Below are 18,582 nucleotides of genomic sequence, written 5' to 3'. Positions count from 1 at the left end.
CCTTTGCCTTAGCGGGCCTTGGCTTCGTACCATGACTGCGAGCGGTTGACGATGCTGACGACCAGCAGCATCACCGGAACTTCGATCAGCACCCCTACCACGGTCGCCAGCGCCGCGCCCGACTGGAAGCCGAACAGGCTGATGGCGGTGGCGACGGCAAGCTCGAAGAAGTTGCTGGCGCCGATCAGGCTGGACGGGCCCGCCACGCAATGGGCAACGCCAAGTTTCCGGTTCAGCAGGTAGGCCAGTCCCGAGTTGAAGAAGACCTGGATCAGGATCGGTACCGCGAGCAGCGCGATCACCAGCGGCTGGTCGATGATGGCCTTGCCCTGGAAGGCGAACAACAGAATCAGCGTCAGCAGCAGCGCGGTGATCGAGTACGGCCCCAAGCGCTGCACGACCCGCTGGAATCGGGCAACGCCATGGCGCAGCAGCATCTTGCGCAGCAGTTGCGAGAGGATGACCGGCACGACGATGTACAGCGCCACCGACGTGAGCAGGGTATCCCACGGCACGGTGATCGACGACAGCCCCAGCAGCAGCGCCACCACCGGCGCGAAGGCGACCACCATGATCGCGTCGTTCAGTGCCACCTGCGACAGCGTGAAGTACGGGTCGCCCTTGCACAGCTGGCTCCAGACAAAGACCATGGCGGTGCATGGCGCTGCCGCCAGCAGGATGAGGCCGGCCACATAGCTGTCGAGCTGGTCGGCGGGCAGCAGCGGTGCGAACAGATAGCGCACAAAGAGCCATCCGAGCAGCGCCATGGAGAACGGCTTGACCGCCCAGTTGATGAACAGCGTCACGCCGATGCCTCGCCAGTGCGACTTCACCTGGCCCAGTGCGCCGAAATCAATCTTGACCAGCATGGGGATGATCATCACCCAGATCAGGATGCCCACCGGCAGATTGACCTGCGCATATTCCATCCGGCCGATCGCCTGGAAAACACCAGGCAACATCTGCCCAAGCCCGATCCCGACGACAATGCACAGCGCGACCCATACGGTCAGATAGCGCTCGAAAAAGCCGATGGCCGGTCTGGCCGCGGGCCGGCTGGCGGCTGCTACGTCTTGATTCTGCATTTCACTTCCCCGCCAGGCGCTGCAGCGCCTCCTGCAGCTCGGCGTTGCCCATGTCCTCGATCGGCAGCAGCAGCAGTTGCAGCATGCGGTAGGCGATCGCCTGCCTGGTCAGCTCGAATGCCTGGCGCTTCTTTTCATCGCCGCCTTCGGTGTTGGACGGGTCAGGGTAGCCCCAGTGCACCTTCACGGGGCTGCCCGGCCAGTACGGACACGCTTCTTCGGCCGCGCTGTCGCACACCGTGATCACGACGCGCATCTGCGGCGCATTTTCGCCGACGAACTCGTCCCAGCTCTTGCTGCGGAAGTCGCGGACATCGACGCCGGCGTTCTTGAGGGCCTCGATGGCGAACGGGTTGATACGTCCGCTCGGAGCGCTTCCGGCGCTGTAGGCGCGCACATCCCGGCCGAGCTGCGTGGCCAGATGATTGAGCATGCCCTCGCCCAGAACGCTGCGGGCGGAGTTGTGGGTACAGAGGATCAGTACGTTGGTAGTCATGTGTGGGTGTTTTTGCTCATGGGGCGCCTTCAGCAGCAAGACGGCGTGGCCTTCACCGCGACGCCGATCGGCTTGCCCTTTGGCGCACGTGGCGCGCAACAGGCCGATGGCTGGCCTTCCGCTTCGATGGTTCGGGATTCTCCGTACACGGGCGCGTCGCCCAGGGTGTGGAAATGCTCCCACGCAATGCCCTGTGGATCCGTCAGCCAGTACTTGTCGCTGCGCGCATAGCAGCAGGTGGTTTCGCCCGCATCCTGCAGCGCCATGTCAGCGGCTTCGGCACGCTGCTTCAACTCGGCCAGTTCTGCGGCGTCGTCCGTCTGGAAGCCCAGGTGGTCGACGCCGGTTTCCCCGCCACGCGTCGAGATGGCGAAGTTCACGCGAGGATCCTCCAGCATCCACTTCGCATAGTCGTCCTTGACCAGCGATGGTTCGGCGGCGAAGAGCGCGGAGTAGTAGCGAATGCTTGCAGACAGGTCGGCGACGCTGACGTGGACGTGGAAGCGCTTCATGGTTTGGGCTCCGAGGCGACGGAACAGGGGGACACAGGGGAGCACGGATTGCCGCCGCAGCAGTTGTCCGTGAGGTACCCCAGCAAGGCATTCATGGTCTCGAAACGGGCGGTGTAGACGATCGAGCGGCCGTCCTGCCGGCTCGACAGCAGGCCGGCGCGATGCAGTTCCTTCAGGTGGAACGACAACGATGACGCCGGCATTTCCATCCGTTCGGCAATCCGGCCAGCCGGCAGCCCGGCGGGCCCGGCCTGCACCAGCATCCGGAAGACCGACAGGCGTATCGAATGGGCGAGCGCGGCAAGCGCTTCAAGGGCGTGGTTCGTTTCCATGTTTCGACAATATTCGAACAGTGGAACCGTGTAAAGTGAAATTTTTGTGACGAGGCCGGTATGTTCGTCGTTGAGCCTGCCAGGCAGGCATGTCACGATACGCCGATGCCTGCCGCGACTCCCGACACCGTCCTGCGTGACCTGGCCCGCCTGCGCCGCGTGCGCGACCGCATTGACCGCGACTATGCCCAGCCGCTGGACGTCGAGGCGCTTGCACGCGGTGTGCATATGTCCGCGGGCCATCTCAGCCGGCAGTTCCGGCTGGCTTATGGCGAGTCGGTCTACGCCTACCTGATGACCCGGCGCATCGAGCGCGCCAAGGCGCTGTTGCGGCGGGGCGACCTGAGTGTCACCGAGGTTTGCTTCGAGGTGGGGTGCTCGTCCCTGGGGTCCTTCAGTTCACGGTTCACCGAGCTGGTCGGCGTCTCGCCCAGCATTTACCGGCGCGATTGCGCGCGCGAGGCCGAGGGTATCCCGCCCTGCATCGCCAGGCAGGTGATGCGACCGATCAGGAATCGAGAAGCGCCGGAACAGTGTCCCGATTAGACTGGCTTCGAACCCTTACGGAGACTGATCATGGACCTCACCATTCACTCGACTTTCCTGCCTCATTCCGATGCGGAGGTCTCGCTGGCGTTCTACCGGGACGCCCTGGATTTCGAGATCCGCAAGGATGTCGCCTTTGGCGGCCACCGCTGGATTACCGTCGGCCCGAAGGACAAGCCCGACACTTCCATCGTCCTGTACCCCCCAAACGCGACACCGGGCGTCACCGACGAGGAGAAGCGCACCATCGCCGAGATGATGGCCAAGGGTACGTTCGCCATGCTGCTGCTTGGCGCGAAAGACCTTGACGCCGCCTTCCAGCGTTTGCAGGACCGCGACGCCGAGATCGTGCAGGAGCCGACAAACCAGCCTTACGGCGTGCGCGATTTCGCGGTGCGCGATCCGGCCGGCAATATGATCCGGATCCAGCAACTCAAATGAGGGCGGCGCCGGCCGTGCGCCGGCCCTCGGTTCGCGCAAGTAATGCGTCTGCCAGGAAGAAGATCAGAAGCTGCCAGCATCTGCGCAGCGGTCGCGGTGCGGTGGCGTTCAGGCCTGCCCGGCACGGCGGGCGGACGTGCGCGACAGTGCCGCCCAATCCAGGTGGCCTTCGCCATGGGCCAGGCTTTCGATATGGGTATCGCGCAGGGTACTGGCCAGGGGCAGGGGAACGTTGGCCTGTTCCGCCGCTTCCAATGCCAGGCGCACGTCTTTCAGGCCGAGCGCCAGCTTGAATCCGGCTGGCTCGAAGCGCTCTTCGGCGATGGCCTGGCCATAGCCCTTGTAGACAGGAGCAGCGAAGGCCGTAGACATGACCAGTTCCAGAAAGCCGGCCTTGTCGACCCCATGGCCGTGCGCCAGTGCCACGGCTTCGCCCATGGTACCAATGGCGCTGGCGATCATGAAGTTCACGGCAAGCTTGGCAGCATTGGCCTGTTCTGGCCGTTCGCCCAGGCGCCAGGTCTTTTGGCCGAGGACATCCAGCAGCGGCTGCACGGTTGCAATGGCGTCGGTATGGCCCGCTGCCAGGATGTTGAGCTGGCCCGCTTCCGCAACGTTTACCCGGCCCAGTACCGGTGCGGCGACATAGCCCACGCCTTGCGCCTGGTGTAACGCAGCCAGTTCGGCTGCCATGGCCACCGACACGGTGGCCATGTTGACGTGAATGGCTCCCCGCTTGAGCGCGGTCAGTGTCCGTGCATTCACCATCGTGGCACGGGTGGCGGCATCGTCGGCCAGCATCGAGACCAGCACGTCCGCATCGGCGACCGCCTCGACGGGTGTGGCCGCGCCTTGCGCGCCGAGCGCTGCCAGCTTCGCCACCGGCGCGGGCGAGCGATTCCAGCCGCGCACTGCATAGCCGGCCTTGAGCAAGTTTGCTGCCATTGGCAGACCCATGGTGCCCAGGCCAAGAAAAGCGATCTTCATCAGTGTTCTCCTCGGTCAAAAATGGAAGCGAATGTTTCCTAAATAGGGAAAAAATTTTCAGGCTAATACCTTGAGTGCAGCGGTCGCCACGGCTTGCATCTGCTCGCGGCTGCGTCCGGTCTTGCCGACGACCCGCATGCCTTGGGTCAGGCACAACAGCATCCGCGCAGTCGCTTCGACGTTCACATGGGCCGGGATCGAGCCGTCTTGCTGGCCCTGCCGGATCAGGTCGGCCAGCAGCGCCTCGTTGCGCGACATCGCGGCGGCGATGTGGCTGGCCACCGGCTTGTCGAACGCCGACAGTTCCACCGCGCTGCCGACAACCAGGCAACCTTGCCGGCCAGCGGCGCCCTGGGCGGAGTCGGCATAGAAGTCCAGCGTGGCGCGCAGGCGTTCCAGTCCGGTGCCGGCGTTGTCGATGGCCCGGTGCAGCTTTTCCGCGCGCTGGGCGCGGTAGCGATCGAACGCCGCCATGAACAGCGATTGCTTGTCCTTGAACGCCTTGTAGAGACTGCCTTGCGCGAGACGCATGGCGCGGGTGAGGTCGGAGATAGAAGCGCCGTGGTAACCGCGTTCGCTGAACACGCGCACGGCCCGATCCAGCGCCTGGTCGACGTTAAACTCGCGCGGGCGGCCCCGGCTGCGTGAGCGCGTGGGGGCTTGGGGCTGGGTTGCGGTCATGCTGCCGGATGGGTAAATTAGGAAACGATGGCTCCCAATATAGCACCTCGTCGGCTCTTCGTCATGGCGGCGTCCGACAGGTTCTTTGTGTGCAGGGTTACGCGCCGGTCGCCTGGCACACCACCTCGATATTGTGCCCGTCAGGACCAATGACGAACGCCGCGTAGTAGTTCGCGTGGTAGTGCGGGCGCAGCCCGGGGCCGCCATTGTCCCTGGCCCCGGCCGCCAGCGCTGCACGATGGAAGTCGTCGACCTGCTGCCGTGTCTCGGCGGTAAACGCCAGGTGCAGGTGCGCGGGCTTCTCGTCGGTCTGGAACAGGCATAACGAAGCCTTGCCCTTTCCGCTGAGTTCGACACCATAGGCCGGCGGCCCCTCCGACACCACCGCTACACCGAGCGGCTCCAGCGCTTTGAGGAAGAACGCCTTGCTTGCTGCATAGTCGCTGACTCCGAATTTGACGTGGTCAAACATGAGTTCTCCTCAGTCGTTGGTGTGCCCGCGCTGCTGGAATTTGGTGACTCAGCCAGGCAGTGCCAGGGCGTCAGCGAGCGACAGCACCGTGGTGCGCGAATCGCGATAGGCGGGATCAGGTCGGTCATGCTGTGCGTGCCGGCGCGATTGAAGACCGACTCTATCACGGCAACCAGGGCAGGTTCCGATCGCGTCCTGCGCCGCCATATGCCTTGCCAAACATAAGCAAAGCCGCATTCGCGCTTGCTAACACAACCGGGAATCATTATCATTTCCGGTTTTGTTACAAATCATTAAAACCCTCTGCGCGCTTGCTGCCACCATGCAACCCCATCCGGCCACCTCTATCCGTTTCGCCCTTCGTCCCCGCCCGCTGTCCCTGCTGGTCTGTGCCATCGCTGGCACGCTGCCGCTGATCGCCGCCGCCCAGGCCCAGGCACCGGCCGCGTCGGTGGAAGCGGGCAGCCTGAATGCCGTCGAGGTGCGGGTCGACCGGATCAAGAGCGACCTGGTCAACCCGATGCGGCAGGTCACGGTGATCGAGCGCGAGGAGCTGGAGGAGTTGCGCACGGGGTCCACCAACCTTGCCACCATGCTCAGCAAGGTGATTCCGGGCATGGCCGATTCCAGCCGCACCGTGACGGATTTCGGCCAGACGCTGCGCGGGCGCAGCGCGCTGGTGCTGGTCGACGGCATCCCGCTGAACACCAACCGCGACTCGGCACGCAACCTGGCGACCATCGACCCCAGCAATATCGAGCGCATCGAAGTGCTGCGCGGCAGCAGCGCGCTCTACGGGGCGGGTGCCAGCGGCGGCATCATCTCGATCACCACGCGCCAGGCCGGCGGGCCGCCGAGCGCGGACACCACGGTGACGCTGGGCACGCCGCTGACGCGGCTGAGCAAGGAAGGGCTGAGCGCCAACGTGCAGCAGCATTTTTCCGGCAGCCAGGGGCCGATCGACTATGCCTTCCACCTGGGCGCGCAGCGCATCGGCAGCCCCTACGATGCCGAAGGCCACCGCATTGCGCCGGAGCCCAGCCAGGGCGATCTCTTTGATTCGAACGTCTACAACGTGAGCGGCAAGCTGGGCTGGCGCATCGACGCCCAGCAGCGGCTGCAGCTGAGCGTCAGCCGCTACCAGGCGAAGCAGAACACCGACTATGCGTCCGATCCGTCGGTGGCACGCGCGCCCGCCGGCTCGACCGCCGCGCGCGCCATCCGCGGCCTGCAGCTGGAGGACCAGAACGAGCTGCGCAATACCGTGGTCAACCTGGACTACAAGCACCAGGATCTGTTCGGCAGCACGGTATCGAGCCAGTTCTACTACCGCGACTACTTCACGCGTTTCCCGCCGTTCGATGCGCGCGCGGTGGCCACGCGCGGCGGCAATGTCGACCAGATCAGCCAGAACAGCGACGTGTTCGGCGGCCGCCTGACCATCAGCACGCCGCTGGGCCAGGCCAAGGCCACCAAGCTGCTGTGGGGCGCCGACTACAACCAGGAACGCAGCGACATGCCGCTGGACCTGTTCGATCCGCGCGCCTACGACAGCAGCGGCGGGCTGGTCTTCAACCGCATCGGCACGGCCACCTATATGCCGCCGCTGACCACGCGCAGTGGCGGCATCTTCGGCCAGCTGCAGCACAAGTTCAGCGAGCAGTGGTCGGCCGAGGGCGGCCTGCGCTACGAGCGCGCCAGCGCCAGCTTCGATGACTTCGTGCCGCTGTCGCAATCGCGCGTGAGCAACCCGGCCACGGTCAAGGGCGGCACGGTCAACTATGGCGCGTGGCTGTTCAACCTGGGCGCGGCCTATGCGCCGGTCAAGGGCCAGGAGTTCTATGCCTCGTTCAGCCAGGGCTTCCAGCTGCCGGACATTGGCCTGCAGATCCGCAATGCGCGTGCCGGCTTCGACATCAATTCGTCCAGCCTGGATCCGGTCAAGACCAACAACTACGAACTGGGCTGGCGCGGCGCGCTCGGCAATACGCTGGCCAGCGTGGCGCTGTTCTACACCACGTCCAAGCTTGGCGACGTGCAGAGCTTCAACAACGGCCTGATCCTGACCCGCACCGAAGAGCGCATCGCGGGTGTGGAAGCGGCGGCGGACTACCGCTCGGACGACGAGCGCTGGGGCGCGGGCGGCACCGTCACCTGGATCAACGGGCGCGAACGCCCGCAGGGCAGCGCCAGCATGCAGGACATGACCGGGTACCGCATCCCGCCGTTCAAGGTTACGGCGTACCTGCAGTTCCGTCCCGTGAGCCAGTGGAGCAACCGCGTGCAGCTGAGCTATTACGCCAGCCGCGACTACCGCCTCAACGGCCAGAACAGCTTCGGCCGGCGCGAGGTCAGCAGCTATACCACCGTCGACCTGATCAGCCGCTACGAACTGACGCGCAAGGATACGATCACGGTCGGCATCGAGAACCTGTTCAACCGCAACTACTATCCGCTGTACAGCCAGCTGCTGCGCAACAGCAACAACACCAGCCGGCTGCCGGCAGCGGGCATCACGCTGACGGCGATGTACCAGCGCCGCTGGTAAGCAGTGCATCGTGGCTGGCGGCGTCGGCGCCGCCAGCCACGGCCTTAGTCGAGGGTGATCTTGCCCGCCTTGACGATCTCCGCATACCGCCTGGTATCGCGCTCGATCAGCTTGCGGAATTCCTCGGGCGTGCCGCCCACCGGCACAAAGCCGAGGTCAGTCAGCTTCTTCGTGACTTCCGGGCTGCGCGTGGCCGCGGCGATTTCCCGGGCCATGCGCGCGACGATGGGCTGCGGCGTGCCGGCCGGCGCCAGCAGGCCGGTCCATGAGCTCATGACGAAGCCGGGGAAGCCGGCTTCTTCCATGGTCGGGATATTGGGCTCGCCCGGCCAGCGTTTGGCGGAAGCGACGGCCAGCACGTTGATCTTGCCGGACTTGACGTGCGGCATCGGCACCAGCAGCGGGTCGAACGCCACCGAGACCTCGCCGGACACCAGTGCGGGCAAGATTGGCGCACTGCCGTTGTACGGCACGTGGGTCAGCTTGAGCTTCGATTCCATCGCCAGCCGTTCGCCGGTCAGGTGCGCGGAGCTGCCGACGCCGCTGGAGCCGAAGGTCAGCGTGTCGGGATGCTTCTTGCCGTAGTCGACCAGTTCGGCCACGGTCTTGACCGGCAGCTTCTTGCTGGCGAACAGGAACAGCGGCAGTTCCGCCATTTCAGCCACCGGCACCAGGTCGGCGGGCTTGTAGCTGAGCTTCGAATACAGCGACATGTTGGCGCTGTAGGCGGCCAGCACCGAGACAAAGGTGTAGCCGTCCGGCGCCGAGCGCGCGGCCACGCCGACGCCCAGGGTGCTGTTGGCACCGGGCTTGTTCTCGATGATGATGGGCTGGCCCAGCCGTTGCGAGACCTGCTCGAACACGACCCGCGAAACCGTGTCGGTGGAGCCGCCCGGGGTGTAGGGCACGATCACCTTGATCGGCTTGGCCGGCCAGGCATCGGCGGCAAGGGCAGTGGGGGCGGTGTGGACGGCGGCCACGCCGGCGACGGCGATGGCGATGGAACGCGCGCGGCGCGCGACGCGATGCTTGATGCTGGACTTCAACTACGTCTCCTTCTATTGCATGCTTGGCAATCCCCTGGCGGGGCCTGCGGCCGGAGATCCGGCCGGCCAATTATGCGGGACGCAGTCGGCACGGTGCCGCACCGAGGGCGGCGGAATCACCGGTGCGGGCGATCCACTGTGCGATAGCCGAACCAGCCTCGCCGCGACGCTCGTCAGAATTCGTAGTTGACCGACAGGTCGAACACCGCGTTGGTCCGCTTGCGCGTGATCGGGCTGTCGGCCGCATCTCCCGCCAACTGCGACACGGCCACGTCCGAGCTGGCAAACCAGTGCTTGGCGAAGTACCACACCGAGGTCACGCCGAAGCCGTATGACTTGATCCCGCCGCGCGCGTGGTACTGCGGCCGGCCGGCGCGCGCCTGCGCGGCGCTGACGCCGTACCAGGCGTTCATGTAGCGCGAGTCGGCCAGCGTGACGGTGGGGCCGGCGAACCAGAAGAATCGCTCCGAACTGCCGGGCAGCGGCATGTAGGCGCCGATGTCGCCGATCCAGCCGTCGCTGCCGCCCAGGCTGCGGCGCGCGTCGATGCGCAGCACCAGCGGAAATGCTTTCGACACCGCGTATTCGGCAAACAGCTTGCCCTCCGGCGCCGGGTTGATATTGCCCATGCCATCCAGGTGCGGCGAGTCTTCCTCTCCGCGCCGGCCCAGGTTGTAGGTCAGCGCAATGCCGGCGCGCCAGTTCTTGCCGCGCAGCAGGTTCACGCCCAGCCCTTCGCCGATCGAGGCGAAGGCGAGGTCGCGGTAGCGGATATCGATGCTGGGGCCGCCGAGCACGATGTACTCGGACGAGCCATCGTAGCGCGGCCGCAGCATGGCGGCGGCGCCGAGCCGCACCTGCCAGTCGGGGATGTCGTCCTGGAACAGCTTCTGCAGCGGAATGCCGGCGGAGAACTGCCATTCGGCCAGCGGCGCCGGCGTCTGGGCGCTAGCCGGGCTGGCGGCCAGCACCGCGCCGGCGGCCAGCAGCAGCGCGATGCACGAGGAAGTACGCGGTGGAATTCGCTCGGTCACGGCAGCCTCCATGGGTTGCGGGCGCGCGGCCCGTGGGCGACATCTTTCCACCGGATCGCCGGCCGCGCAACCACTGGCGCGGCCGACGCGGGAGGCCTGCCGCTCTCGCCTGATGATCAGTCCAGCAGCTGGTCCAGCGTGATCGGCAAGTCCCGCACGCGCCGGCCGGTGGCGTGGTACACGGCATTGGCAATGGCCGCGGCCACGCCGACGATGCCGATCTCGCCGATGCCCTTGGTGCCGAGCGCATTGATATGCGGATCGTCCTCGTCCACCACCGTGACCTCGATGCTGCCGACGTCGGCATTGACGGGCACGTGGTACTCGGCCAGGTTGGCATTGGCGACGCGCCCGGTGGCCAGGTCCAGTTCGGTCTTCTCGTGCAGCGCCATGCCGATGCCCCAGACGATGCCACCGATCAGCTGGCTGTGCGCGGTCTTGCGGTTCAGCAGCCGGCCGGCGCCGTAGCTGGCAACCACGCGGTGGACACGGATCTCGCCCAGCTCGGGGCCGACGCGGACTTCGGCAAAGACGGCGCCGAAGGCGTGCATGGAATACGCCTGGCGCTCCTTGCCGGGCCTGGTGCTGGCGCGGGCTTCGATGGCACGGCCGCCGGCACGCTGGATCGGCGCGGACATGGGTTCGCGCTGCGCCGGCTTCGAGCGGCGTTGCAGCCAGCCATCGACCATCTCCACGTCCTCCACCGGCGCGCCAGCCAGCGGCGAGGCCGTATCGGCCACGGCCTGGCGGATCAGGCGCAGCCGCGCCGCCTGGGCCGCCTGCTGCACGGCGGGCGCGACGCTCGCCACCGACTGCGAGCCGCCCGACACCGGCGCCTCCGGGAAAGCGGTGTCGCCCAGTTCAAAGCGCACGCGCGCCGGCGGCAGGCCCAGCGCATCGGCGGCAACCTGCGTCATGACGGTATACGTGCCGGTGCCCAGGTCTTGCGAACCCGAGCGCACCAGCGCCGTGCCGTCCGCCAGCAGGCGCACCATCGCGCTGGCCGGGGAGCGGTAGGTGGGATAGGTGGCGGTGGCCATGCCCAGCCCCACCAGCTTGCCGTCGGCGCGCATCGAGCGTGGGGCGGGATCGCGGCGCGCCCAGCCGAAGCGCTCGGCGGCGTCGCGATAGCATTCGCGCAGCGACTTGCTCGAGAATGGCAGCTGCTGGTCCGGATCGGTGTCGGCGTGGTTGCGCAGGCGCAGTGCGACCGGATCGATGCCGAGCCGCTGCGCCAGTTCGTCGAGCGCGCATTCCAGTGCAAAGCTGCCGGGGGCTTCGCCAGGCGCGCGCATGAAGGTGGGCGTGCCGATGTCCAGCTCGACCAGCCGGTGGCTGGTCTGCACGTTGGCGCAGGCGTAGAGCCGGCGCGTGATCAGCGCGGCGGATTCCAGCCATTCCTCGATCGCCGCGGTGCATGCGGTCACGTCATGGCGGAGCGCGCGCAGCGCGCCATCGGCTGCCGCGGCGGCGACCACGTGCTGCTCGGTCAGCGGCCGTCCGCCCACCGGACCGAACATCTGGGTCCGTTCCACCACCAGCCGTACCGGCCGGCTGACCTGCCGCGCGGCCATCGCGGCCAGCACCACGTGCGACCACACCGAGCCCTTGCAGCCAAAGCCGCCGCCCACGTACGGGCAGATCACGCGCACCTTGTCCGCGGCCATGCCGAACGCCGCCGCGACCGCCTTGCGCACGCCGGTGACGTATTGGGTCGCGTCGTACAGGGTCAGCTGGTCGCCATCCCAGGCGGCGAGCGTGGCGTGCGGCTCCATCGGGTTGTGGTGTTCCATCGGCGTGGTGTAGACCGCGTCGATCACGGCAGCGGCGCCGCGCTGGCCGGCGTCGGTGTCGCCGCGGCGGCGGTCGGCATCTTCCTCAGGCTTGCGGGGCCGCGCGCGGGCCTGCGCGAAGTCCAGCACGGCATCGGCCGGGCGGTATTGGACTGGCAGGCAGCGGGCGGCGTCGCGGGCCTGCTCGAGCGTATCCGCCACCACCACGGCGATGGGCTGGTTGTTGTAGTGGACCGCGGTGTCCTGCAGCAGGCTCATGACATGGCCGGCGGTGGGGATGTCCGCGGCCGCCTTGCCGCCCTTGGGCAAGTGCGGGGCGTTGAACGGCGTCAGCACCAGCCGCACGCCCGGCATGCGCTCGCACGCGCCAGTGTCGATGGCGACGATCTCGCCGCGGGCAATGGTGCTGGTCACCATCACCGCATGGACCAGTCCCGGCAGCGTGTGGTCGGCGCTGTAGCGGGCGCGGCCGGTGACCTTCGCGATGCCGTCGACGCGGTCGAGCGGGGTGCCGGTCACGCTCATGGCTGGGCTCCTTGCGGGCGGCTGGCGACTTGCAGCGCCAGTGCGACGGCACGCTGCGCCAGGCCGATCTTGAACGCGTTGTGCGCGTACGGGTGCGCGCCGTCGAGCAGCAGCCGCGCGGCGTCCGCCGCGCTGTGCGCGCTCAGCGGGCGACCGGCCAGGGCGCGCTCCGCGGCCGGCACGCGCCACGGCTTGTGCGCCACGCCGCCCAGCGCCAGCCGGGCGCTGCGCACCAGGTTGCCGTCGAGGTCGAGCGCCGCGGCGACCGCGACCAGGGCAAAGGCAAAGCTGGAGCGGTCGCGCACCTTCAGGTAGTGCGCGTGGGCCGCGTAGGGCGAGGGCGGCAGGTCGATGGCGACGATCAGCTCGCCGGGCGCGAGCATGGTGTCGCATTGCGGGGTGTCGCCGGGCAGGCGGTGGAAATCGCTGATCGGGATGCGGCGCTCGCCGGTGGTGGCACGCACCACGATCACGGCCTCGAGCGCGGCCAGCGCCACGCACATGTCGGACGGATGCACGGCGATGCAATGCTCGCTGGCCCCCAGGATGGCGTGGATGCGGTTGATGCCGTCGCGCGCGCCGCAGCCCGAGCCGGGCTTGCGCTTGTTGCAGGCCGGGAAGCCCAGGTCGTAGAAGTAATGGCAGCGGGTGCGCTGCAGCAGGTTGCCGCCCACCGTCGCCATATTGCGCAATTGCCCGGAGGCGCCCGACAGCAGCGCCTGCGCCAGCAGCGGATAGCGCTCGCGCACCAGCGCGTGGTTGGCCGCATCGGTGTTGCTGGCCATCGCGCCCAGGCGCAGGCCGCCATCGGGCAGCGCCGTGATCTGGGCCAGCGGCAGCCGGCTGACATCGACCAGCAGCCGCGGTGCTTCCACGCCGGCCTTGACCAGGTCCAGCAGGTTGGTGCCGCCCGCGACATAGCGCGCGCCCGGCTGGCTCCCCAGGCGCAGGGCCTCGTCGACCGAGCCCGGCCGTTCATAAGCGAAAGGATTCATGGTCGGCCTTAGCTGCCGCCGCCCGTGCCGCAGGCTGCGCGGACCGCGGCAACGATATTGGGGTAAGCGCCGCAGCGGCACAGGTTGCCGCTCATGCGCTCGCGGATCTCGTCGTCGCCGAGCGGCAGCGGCGCCGGGCCCAGCGGCCGCACCGCGCTGGCATGGCCGGCCCGCGCCTCGGCCAGCATGCCCACCGCCGAGCAGATCTGGCCCGGGGTGCAGAAGCCGCACTGGAGCGCGTCGTGGGTGACGAAGGCCTGCTGCATCGGGTGCAGCGTGTCGCCGCTGGCGAGGCCTTCGATGGTGGTGATGTGGCGGCCTTCCTGCATCACCGCCAGGGTCAGGCAGGCGTTGATGCGCCGGCCGTCGACCAGCACCGTGCACGCGCCGCACTGGCCGCGGTCGCAGCCCTTCTTGGCGCCGGTCAGATGCAGGATTTCGCGCAGCGCGTCGAGCAGCGTGCAGCGCGGTTCCAGTTGCAGCGTGCAGGGCTTGCCGTTGACGTGGAGCGTCACCGCGCGCGCAGCGGCGCCCGGCGGCGCTGCGGTGCTGCAATGGACCGGAACGTTGTCTTCGGACATGGGCAAGCCTTCTGTCGGAGCCCCGGCGCGTCATCGGGCGGCGCCGGGAATACCGGAAGGCTGCAAGTTCAGTGCCGGGCGCTGCCCGGGGCCGTGGCGCCGCTCGCAGCCCGGCCAGACCGTGCGGCAAGCGTCAAAAACGTCACGCGGTGCGTGTAGAAATTACGCTGGCGCGAACCGTGGCGATGAAAACAAGAACGGCGCCAGAGGGCGCCGTCAGATTCGTTGAAATCCGCCATGCTGCTGGTTCGCTCCCCTCTCCCGCGTGCGGGAGAGGGGCAGGGGGTGAGGGCAGGCGGTGGCATACTGCAGGCCGGACTTCGCGGATACACCTGCCCTCACCCCAGCCCTCTCCCGCACGCGGGAGAGGGAGCACACCATTGGTTGTGCGGGGTCCTCAGCCCTTCAGTCCTTCACCCCTTCAGCACGCTGCCGATGGCCTTGGCCACGATGCCGACATTGCGCTCGTTCAGCCCGGCCACGCACATGCGGCCGGAGCGCAGCAGGTATACGCCGTGCTGTTCGCGCAGGCGCTCGGCCTGGTCGGCGCTAAGGCCGGTGTAGGTGAACATGCCGCGCTGGGTCAGGTAGCGCGACAGCGCCTCGCCGCTGACGTGCTCGCGCAGGTGGTGGTGGATGGCCTCGCGCATGCGCGCGATGCGGCCGCACATCTGCGCCAGTTCGTCTTGCCACAGCTGGCGCAGCTCGGGCGTGGTCAGCACCTTGGCCACCACGCGTGCGCCGTGCGTGGGCGGGTTGCTGTAGTTGGCGCGCACCGCGCCGGTCAGCTGGCCCAGCACGTTCGCCGCTTCGGCCGCGGTGTTGCAGAACACGCTCAGGCCGCCGCAGCGCTCGCCGTACAGCGAGAAGTTCTTCGAGAACGAATTCGCCACCAGGCAGGGCACGTCCTGCGCCACCAGTTCGCGGATGGCGAAGGCGTCGTCTTCGAGGCCGGCGCCGAAGCCCTGGTAGGCCATGTCGACGAACGGCAGCAAGCCGTTGGCCTTGAGCAGCGCGATCAGCTGGCGCCATTGGTCCTGGTTCAGGTCCACGCCGGTCGGGTTGTGGCAGCAGGCGTGCAGCAGCACGATGCTGCCGGCCGGGATCGCGCGCAGCGCGTCCATCATGGCGTCGAATTTCAGGCCGCCGGTGGCGTCGTCGTAGTACGGGTAGGTATTGACGGTGAAGCCGGCGCGCTCGAACACCACGCGGTGGTTTTCCCAGCTGGGATCGCTGATCCACACCTGCGCCTGCGGGTAGTAGCGCTTGAGGAAGTCGGCGCCCACGCGCAGCGCGCCCGAGCCGCCCAGCGTCTGCAGCGTGGCGATGCGGCCGGCGGCGCGCGCCGGCGAGTCTTCGCCGAACACCAGCGCCTGCACCGCGTTGCGGTAGGCCGCCAGGCCCGACATCGGCAGGTAGGGGCGCGGACCCATGTCGGCCAGCAGCGCGGCCTCGGCCTGCGCCACGGCCTGCATCACCGGCAGGCGGCCCTCGTCGTCAAAGTAGATGCCGATGCTGAGGTTGACCTTGTCGGTGCGCGGGTCGCGCTGGAAATCCTCGTTGAGCGAGAGGATCGGATCGCCGGGAAAGGCCTCGATGTGTGCGAACATGGGATGCGATGGAGTTGGGTCGGGGGCGGCTGCCGCAGCGCAAGGCGCCGCGCAGCCCGGGATTTTAACCGGCGGCGGCGCCCGCAGCCTGCAGGCGCCGCCTGGCGGCTCAGCGCAGCTGCTGCGCGGCCACGCCGGCTTGCAGCGCGGCGCCGGCCTTCTTCTGGCGCACCAGGTAGCTCACGCCGAGCACGGCCAGCCACACCGGGATCAGGTACACCGAGATGCGCAGGCCTTCGGTCAGGTACATCACCACCAGGATGCCGGCCAGGAACACCAGGCACAGGTAGTTGGTCAGCGGATAGCCCCAGCTCTGGAACGCCGTGGCCTGGCCGGCCTTGCGCTTGTCGGCGCGGAACTTCAGGTGGATCAGGCTGATCATGGCCCAGTTGATGATCAGCGCCGACACCACCAGCCCCATCAGCAGCTCGAAGGCCTTGCCCGGCATGAAGTAGTTGATCACCACGCAGGCCGCGGTGGCCACGGCCGAGAAGGCCAGCGCCGTCAGCGGGATGCCGCGCTGGTTGACCTTGAGCAGCGCCTTGGGCGCGTTGCCCTGCTTGGCCAGGCCGTACAGCATGCGGCTGTTGCAGTACACGCCGCTGTTGTAGACCGACAGCGCCGCGGTCAGCACCACCACGTTCAGCACGTTGGCGACCCAGTTGCTGTTCAGCGCGTGGAAGATCAGCACGAACGGGCTGCCGCCGGTGACCACGTTCTCCCACGGGTACAGCGACAGCAGCACCGCCAGCGCGCCCACGTAGAAGATCAGGATGCGGTAGATCACCTGGTTGGTGGCCTTGGGGATGGTCTTCTCGGGCGCGTCCGCCTCGGCCGCGGTGATGCCCACCAGCTCCAGGCCGCCGAACGAGAACATGATCACCGCCATGGCCATCACCAGGCCGCCCATGCCGTTGGGGAAGAAGCCACCGTGCTGCCACAGGTTGGCCACGCTGGCCTGCGGGCCGGCATTGCCGGACAGCAGCAGGTAGCCGCCGAAGCCGATCATGCCGATGATCGCCGCGACCTTGATGATCGAGAACCAGAATTCCATCTCGCCGAAGGACTTCACGCTCGCCAGGTTGATCGCGTTGATGATGACGAAGAACGCCAGCGCCGAGACCCAGGTGGGAATCTCCGGCCACCAGTACTGCACGTAGATGCCGACGGCGGAGAGTTCCGCCATGCTCACCAGGATGTACAGCACCCAGTAGTTCCACCCCGACAGGAAGCCGGCGAAGTGGCCGCAGTACTTGTCGGCAAAGTAGCTGAACGAGCCGGCGACGGGCTCGTCCACCACCATCTCGCCCAGCTGGCGCATGATGAAGAACGCCACGATGCCGGCGATCGCATAGCCCAGCAGGACCGAAGGCCCCGCCATCTTGATGGTCTGGGCGATGCCCAGGAAAAGTCCGGTGCCGATGGCGCCACCCAGGGCGATCAGCTGGATGTGCCGGTTCTTCAGCCCGCGCTTGAGCGAGCCGTCATTGTTGCTGGAGTGCATGCAGTGTTTCCTCTACCCATTCTCATGGAATGCGGGCCCGCGTCTCTGGCTTTTGTCGGAGTCGGACGCTTGGGCCTGGGGGTCGTCGCCGCGCGCGCGGCAGGATGTCTGCCGCGCGGGGCGTGCGCGTTGCCGGACCGGCGCGCCGCCGAAGGCGGCCGGTCAGGCAAGGCCGATGCCGGTCAGGCCTCGACCTTGAGCGTGCCGCGTTCGATCTGGTCGCGTTCCAGCGACTCGAACAGTGCCTTGAAGTTGCCTTCGCCGAAGCCTTCGTCGCCCTGGCGCTGGATGAACTCGAAGAACACCGGGCCAAGCGCGGTCTTGGAGAAGATCTGCAGCAGCAGACGGGGCTTGCCGCCTTCGGTGGTGCCGTCCAGCAGGATGCCGCGCGACTTCAGTTGCTCGACCGGCTGGCCGTGGCCGGGCAGGCGGGTGTCGAGCGCCTCGTAGTAGTAGTCGTTCGGCGCGGTCATCAGCGGCACGCCGGCCAGTTGCAGGCGGTCGATGACCTCGATCAGGTTGTCGGTCAGGAAGGCGATGTGCTGGATGCCCTCGCCGTTGAAGGCCATCAGGAACTCTTCGATCTGGCCGGAGCCCTTGGACGATTCCTCGTTCAGCGGAATGCGGATTTTACCATCCGGCGCGGTCATGGCCTTGGAGGCCAGGCCGGTGTACTCGCCCTGGATGTCGAAGTAGCGGATTTCGCGGAAGTTGAACAGCTTTTCGTAGAAATTCGCCCAATAAGCCATGCGGCCACGGTAGACGTTGTGGGTCAGGTGGTCGATCAGCCTGAGGCCGTGGCCGACCGGGTGGCGGTCGACGCCTTCGATGAACTCGAAGTCGATGTCATAGATGGACTTGCCTTCCTCGAAGCGGTCGATCAGGTACAGCGGCGCACCGCCGATGCCCTTGATCGCCGGCAGCCGCAGCTCCATCGGGCCGGTCGGGATCTCGACCGGCTGCGCGCCCAGGGCCAGCGCGCGCGCATAGGCCTTGTGCGAGTCCTTGACGCGGAACGCCATGCCGCAGGCGCTGGGGCCATGCTCGGCGGCAAAGTAGGCGGCGTGGCTGTGCGGCTCGCGGTTGACGATGAAGTTCACTTCGCCCTGGCGGTACAGCAGCACATCCTTGGAGCGGTGCTTTGCCACCAGCGTGAAGCCCATCTGCTCGAACAGGGGCTCGAGCACATTGGGCGTGGGCGAGGCGAATTCCACGAATTCGAAGCCCATCAGCTGCATCGGATTGTCAAACAGGTCGGCCATGGCTTTCTCGGTAAGAACGTAGGGGCGGGAAATAATATTGTGGCTTCAGCACATGCTTGCGCAGTCGCGCCGGGGCCAGCCGGCTCGGCACCGGGCCCATGACGGCACGGGTTTGCGGTGCGCTTGCTTGGG

The 18,582-nt window shown here is 67.3% G+C and carries 18 protein-coding genes; 3 read left to right on the top strand and 15 right to left on the bottom strand.

Annotated features, from left to right (window positions below; genetic code table 11):
* Positions 1-8 precede the first annotated feature (8 nt).
* The 4 genes from arsB to LIN44_RS19345 are packed head-to-tail and all read right to left on the bottom strand — an operon-like array spanning position 9 to position 2,425.
* Complete coding sequence (gene arsB / locus LIN44_RS19360; protein WP_227315880.1) at positions 9-1,085, bottom strand: ACR3 family arsenite efflux transporter; 1,077 nt, start codon at positions 1,083-1,085, stop codon at positions 9-11.
* Position 1,086: 1 nt separating this feature from the next.
* Positions 1,087-1,581 (bottom strand): arsenate reductase ArsC, encoded by a 495-nt coding sequence (locus LIN44_RS19355; RefSeq protein WP_227315879.1) that lies wholly within the window; start codon positions 1,579-1,581, stop codon positions 1,087-1,089.
* Positions 1,582-1,610: 29 nt separating this feature from the next.
* Entirely contained in the window at positions 1,611-2,093 is a 483-nt protein-coding gene (locus LIN44_RS19350; RefSeq protein WP_227315878.1) for an ArsI/CadI family heavy metal resistance metalloenzyme, read from the bottom strand.
* Positions 2,090-2,425 (bottom strand): helix-turn-helix transcriptional regulator, encoded by a 336-nt coding sequence (locus LIN44_RS19345; protein WP_227315877.1) that lies wholly within the window; start codon positions 2,423-2,425, stop codon positions 2,090-2,092. The genes LIN44_RS19350 and LIN44_RS19345 overlap by 4 nt, the downstream gene beginning before the upstream one ends.
* A gap of 105 nt (positions 2,426-2,530) precedes the next feature.
* Between LIN44_RS19345 and LIN44_RS19340 the strand changes: the two genes are divergently transcribed.
* Together LIN44_RS19340 and LIN44_RS19335 are read left to right on the top strand one after the other, a co-directional pair.
* Positions 2,531-2,971: a helix-turn-helix transcriptional regulator gene (locus LIN44_RS19340; RefSeq protein WP_227316372.1), complete on the top strand. Its 441-nt coding sequence runs from the start codon at positions 2,531-2,533 to the stop codon at positions 2,969-2,971.
* A 30-nt stretch (positions 2,972-3,001) separates the two neighbouring features.
* Positions 3,002-3,412: a VOC family protein gene (locus tag LIN44_RS19335; RefSeq protein WP_227315876.1), complete on the top strand. Its 411-nt coding sequence runs from the start codon at positions 3,002-3,004 to the stop codon at positions 3,410-3,412.
* A 108-nt stretch (positions 3,413-3,520) separates the two neighbouring features.
* Here LIN44_RS19335 and LIN44_RS19330 read toward each other — a convergent pair whose 3' ends face one another.
* The 3 genes from LIN44_RS19330 to LIN44_RS19320 form a co-directional block, all read right to left on the bottom strand.
* Positions 3,521-4,399, bottom strand: a complete 879-nt coding sequence (locus LIN44_RS19330; protein WP_227315875.1) for an NAD(P)-dependent oxidoreductase — start codon at positions 4,397-4,399, stop codon at positions 3,521-3,523.
* A 57-nt stretch (positions 4,400-4,456) separates the two neighbouring features.
* Positions 4,457-5,080: a TetR/AcrR family transcriptional regulator gene (locus tag LIN44_RS19325; protein ID WP_227315874.1), complete on the bottom strand. Its 624-nt coding sequence runs from the start codon at positions 5,078-5,080 to the stop codon at positions 4,457-4,459.
* 97 nt (positions 5,081-5,177) lie between these two features.
* Positions 5,178-5,552, bottom strand: a complete 375-nt coding sequence (locus tag LIN44_RS19320; protein ID WP_227315873.1) for a VOC family protein — start codon at positions 5,550-5,552, stop codon at positions 5,178-5,180.
* 322 nt (positions 5,553-5,874) lie between these two features.
* Here LIN44_RS19320 and LIN44_RS19315 point away from each other — a divergent pair, with 322 nt between their 5' ends.
* Positions 5,875-8,100 carry a TonB-dependent receptor gene (locus LIN44_RS19315; protein ID WP_227315872.1) on the top strand — a complete coding sequence of 742 codons (2,226 nt, stop codon included), beginning with the start codon at positions 5,875-5,877 and terminating at the stop codon, positions 8,098-8,100.
* A gap of 44 nt (positions 8,101-8,144) precedes the next feature.
* Here the strand turns inward: LIN44_RS19315 and LIN44_RS19310 are convergent, their stop codons facing one another.
* The 8 genes from LIN44_RS19310 to hppD form a co-directional block, all read right to left on the bottom strand.
* Positions 8,145-9,146: a tripartite tricarboxylate transporter substrate binding protein gene (locus tag LIN44_RS19310; RefSeq protein WP_227315871.1), complete on the bottom strand. Its 1,002-nt coding sequence runs from the start codon at positions 9,144-9,146 to the stop codon at positions 8,145-8,147.
* 173 nt (positions 9,147-9,319) lie between these two features.
* Positions 9,320-10,192, bottom strand: a complete 873-nt coding sequence (locus LIN44_RS19305) for a MipA/OmpV family protein (protein ID WP_227315870.1) — start codon at positions 10,190-10,192, stop codon at positions 9,320-9,322.
* Positions 10,193-10,296: 104 nt separating this feature from the next.
* The gene (locus tag LIN44_RS19300; protein ID WP_227315869.1) at positions 10,297-12,498 is read right to left on the bottom strand and encodes a xanthine dehydrogenase family protein molybdopterin-binding subunit; all 2,202 of its coding nucleotides are present in this window, start codon (positions 12,496-12,498) and stop codon (positions 10,297-10,299) included.
* Positions 12,495-13,493 (bottom strand): xanthine dehydrogenase family protein subunit M, encoded by a 999-nt coding sequence (locus LIN44_RS19295; RefSeq protein ID WP_227315868.1) that lies wholly within the window; start codon positions 13,491-13,493, stop codon positions 12,495-12,497. Before LIN44_RS19295 ends, LIN44_RS19300 begins: the two co-directional genes overlap by 4 nt.
* A gap of 8 nt (positions 13,494-13,501) precedes the next feature.
* Positions 13,502-14,074, bottom strand: a complete 573-nt coding sequence (locus LIN44_RS19290) for a (2Fe-2S)-binding protein (protein WP_227315867.1) — start codon at positions 14,072-14,074, stop codon at positions 13,502-13,504.
* 413 nt (positions 14,075-14,487) lie between these two features.
* The gene (locus tag LIN44_RS19285) at positions 14,488-15,684 is read right to left on the bottom strand and encodes an amino acid aminotransferase (protein ID WP_227315866.1); all 1,197 of its coding nucleotides are present in this window, start codon (positions 15,682-15,684) and stop codon (positions 14,488-14,490) included.
* A 109-nt stretch (positions 15,685-15,793) separates the two neighbouring features.
* Positions 15,794-17,188 carry an amino acid permease gene (locus tag LIN44_RS19280; RefSeq protein WP_227315865.1) on the bottom strand — a complete coding sequence of 465 codons (1,395 nt, stop codon included), beginning with the start codon at positions 17,186-17,188 and terminating at the stop codon, positions 15,794-15,796.
* 182 nt (positions 17,189-17,370) lie between these two features.
* Positions 17,371-18,450 (bottom strand): 4-hydroxyphenylpyruvate dioxygenase, encoded by a 1,080-nt coding sequence (gene hppD / locus LIN44_RS19275; RefSeq protein ID WP_227315864.1) that lies wholly within the window; start codon positions 18,448-18,450, stop codon positions 17,371-17,373.
* Positions 18,451-18,582 lie beyond the last annotated feature (132 nt).

This window comes from Cupriavidus sp. MP-37, from assembly GCF_020618415.1.
GTDB lineage: Bacteria > Pseudomonadota > Gammaproteobacteria > Burkholderiales > Burkholderiaceae > Cupriavidus.
Note: the sequence above shows the minus strand (reverse complement) of the source record. Positions and strands in the feature narration are given on the sequence as shown.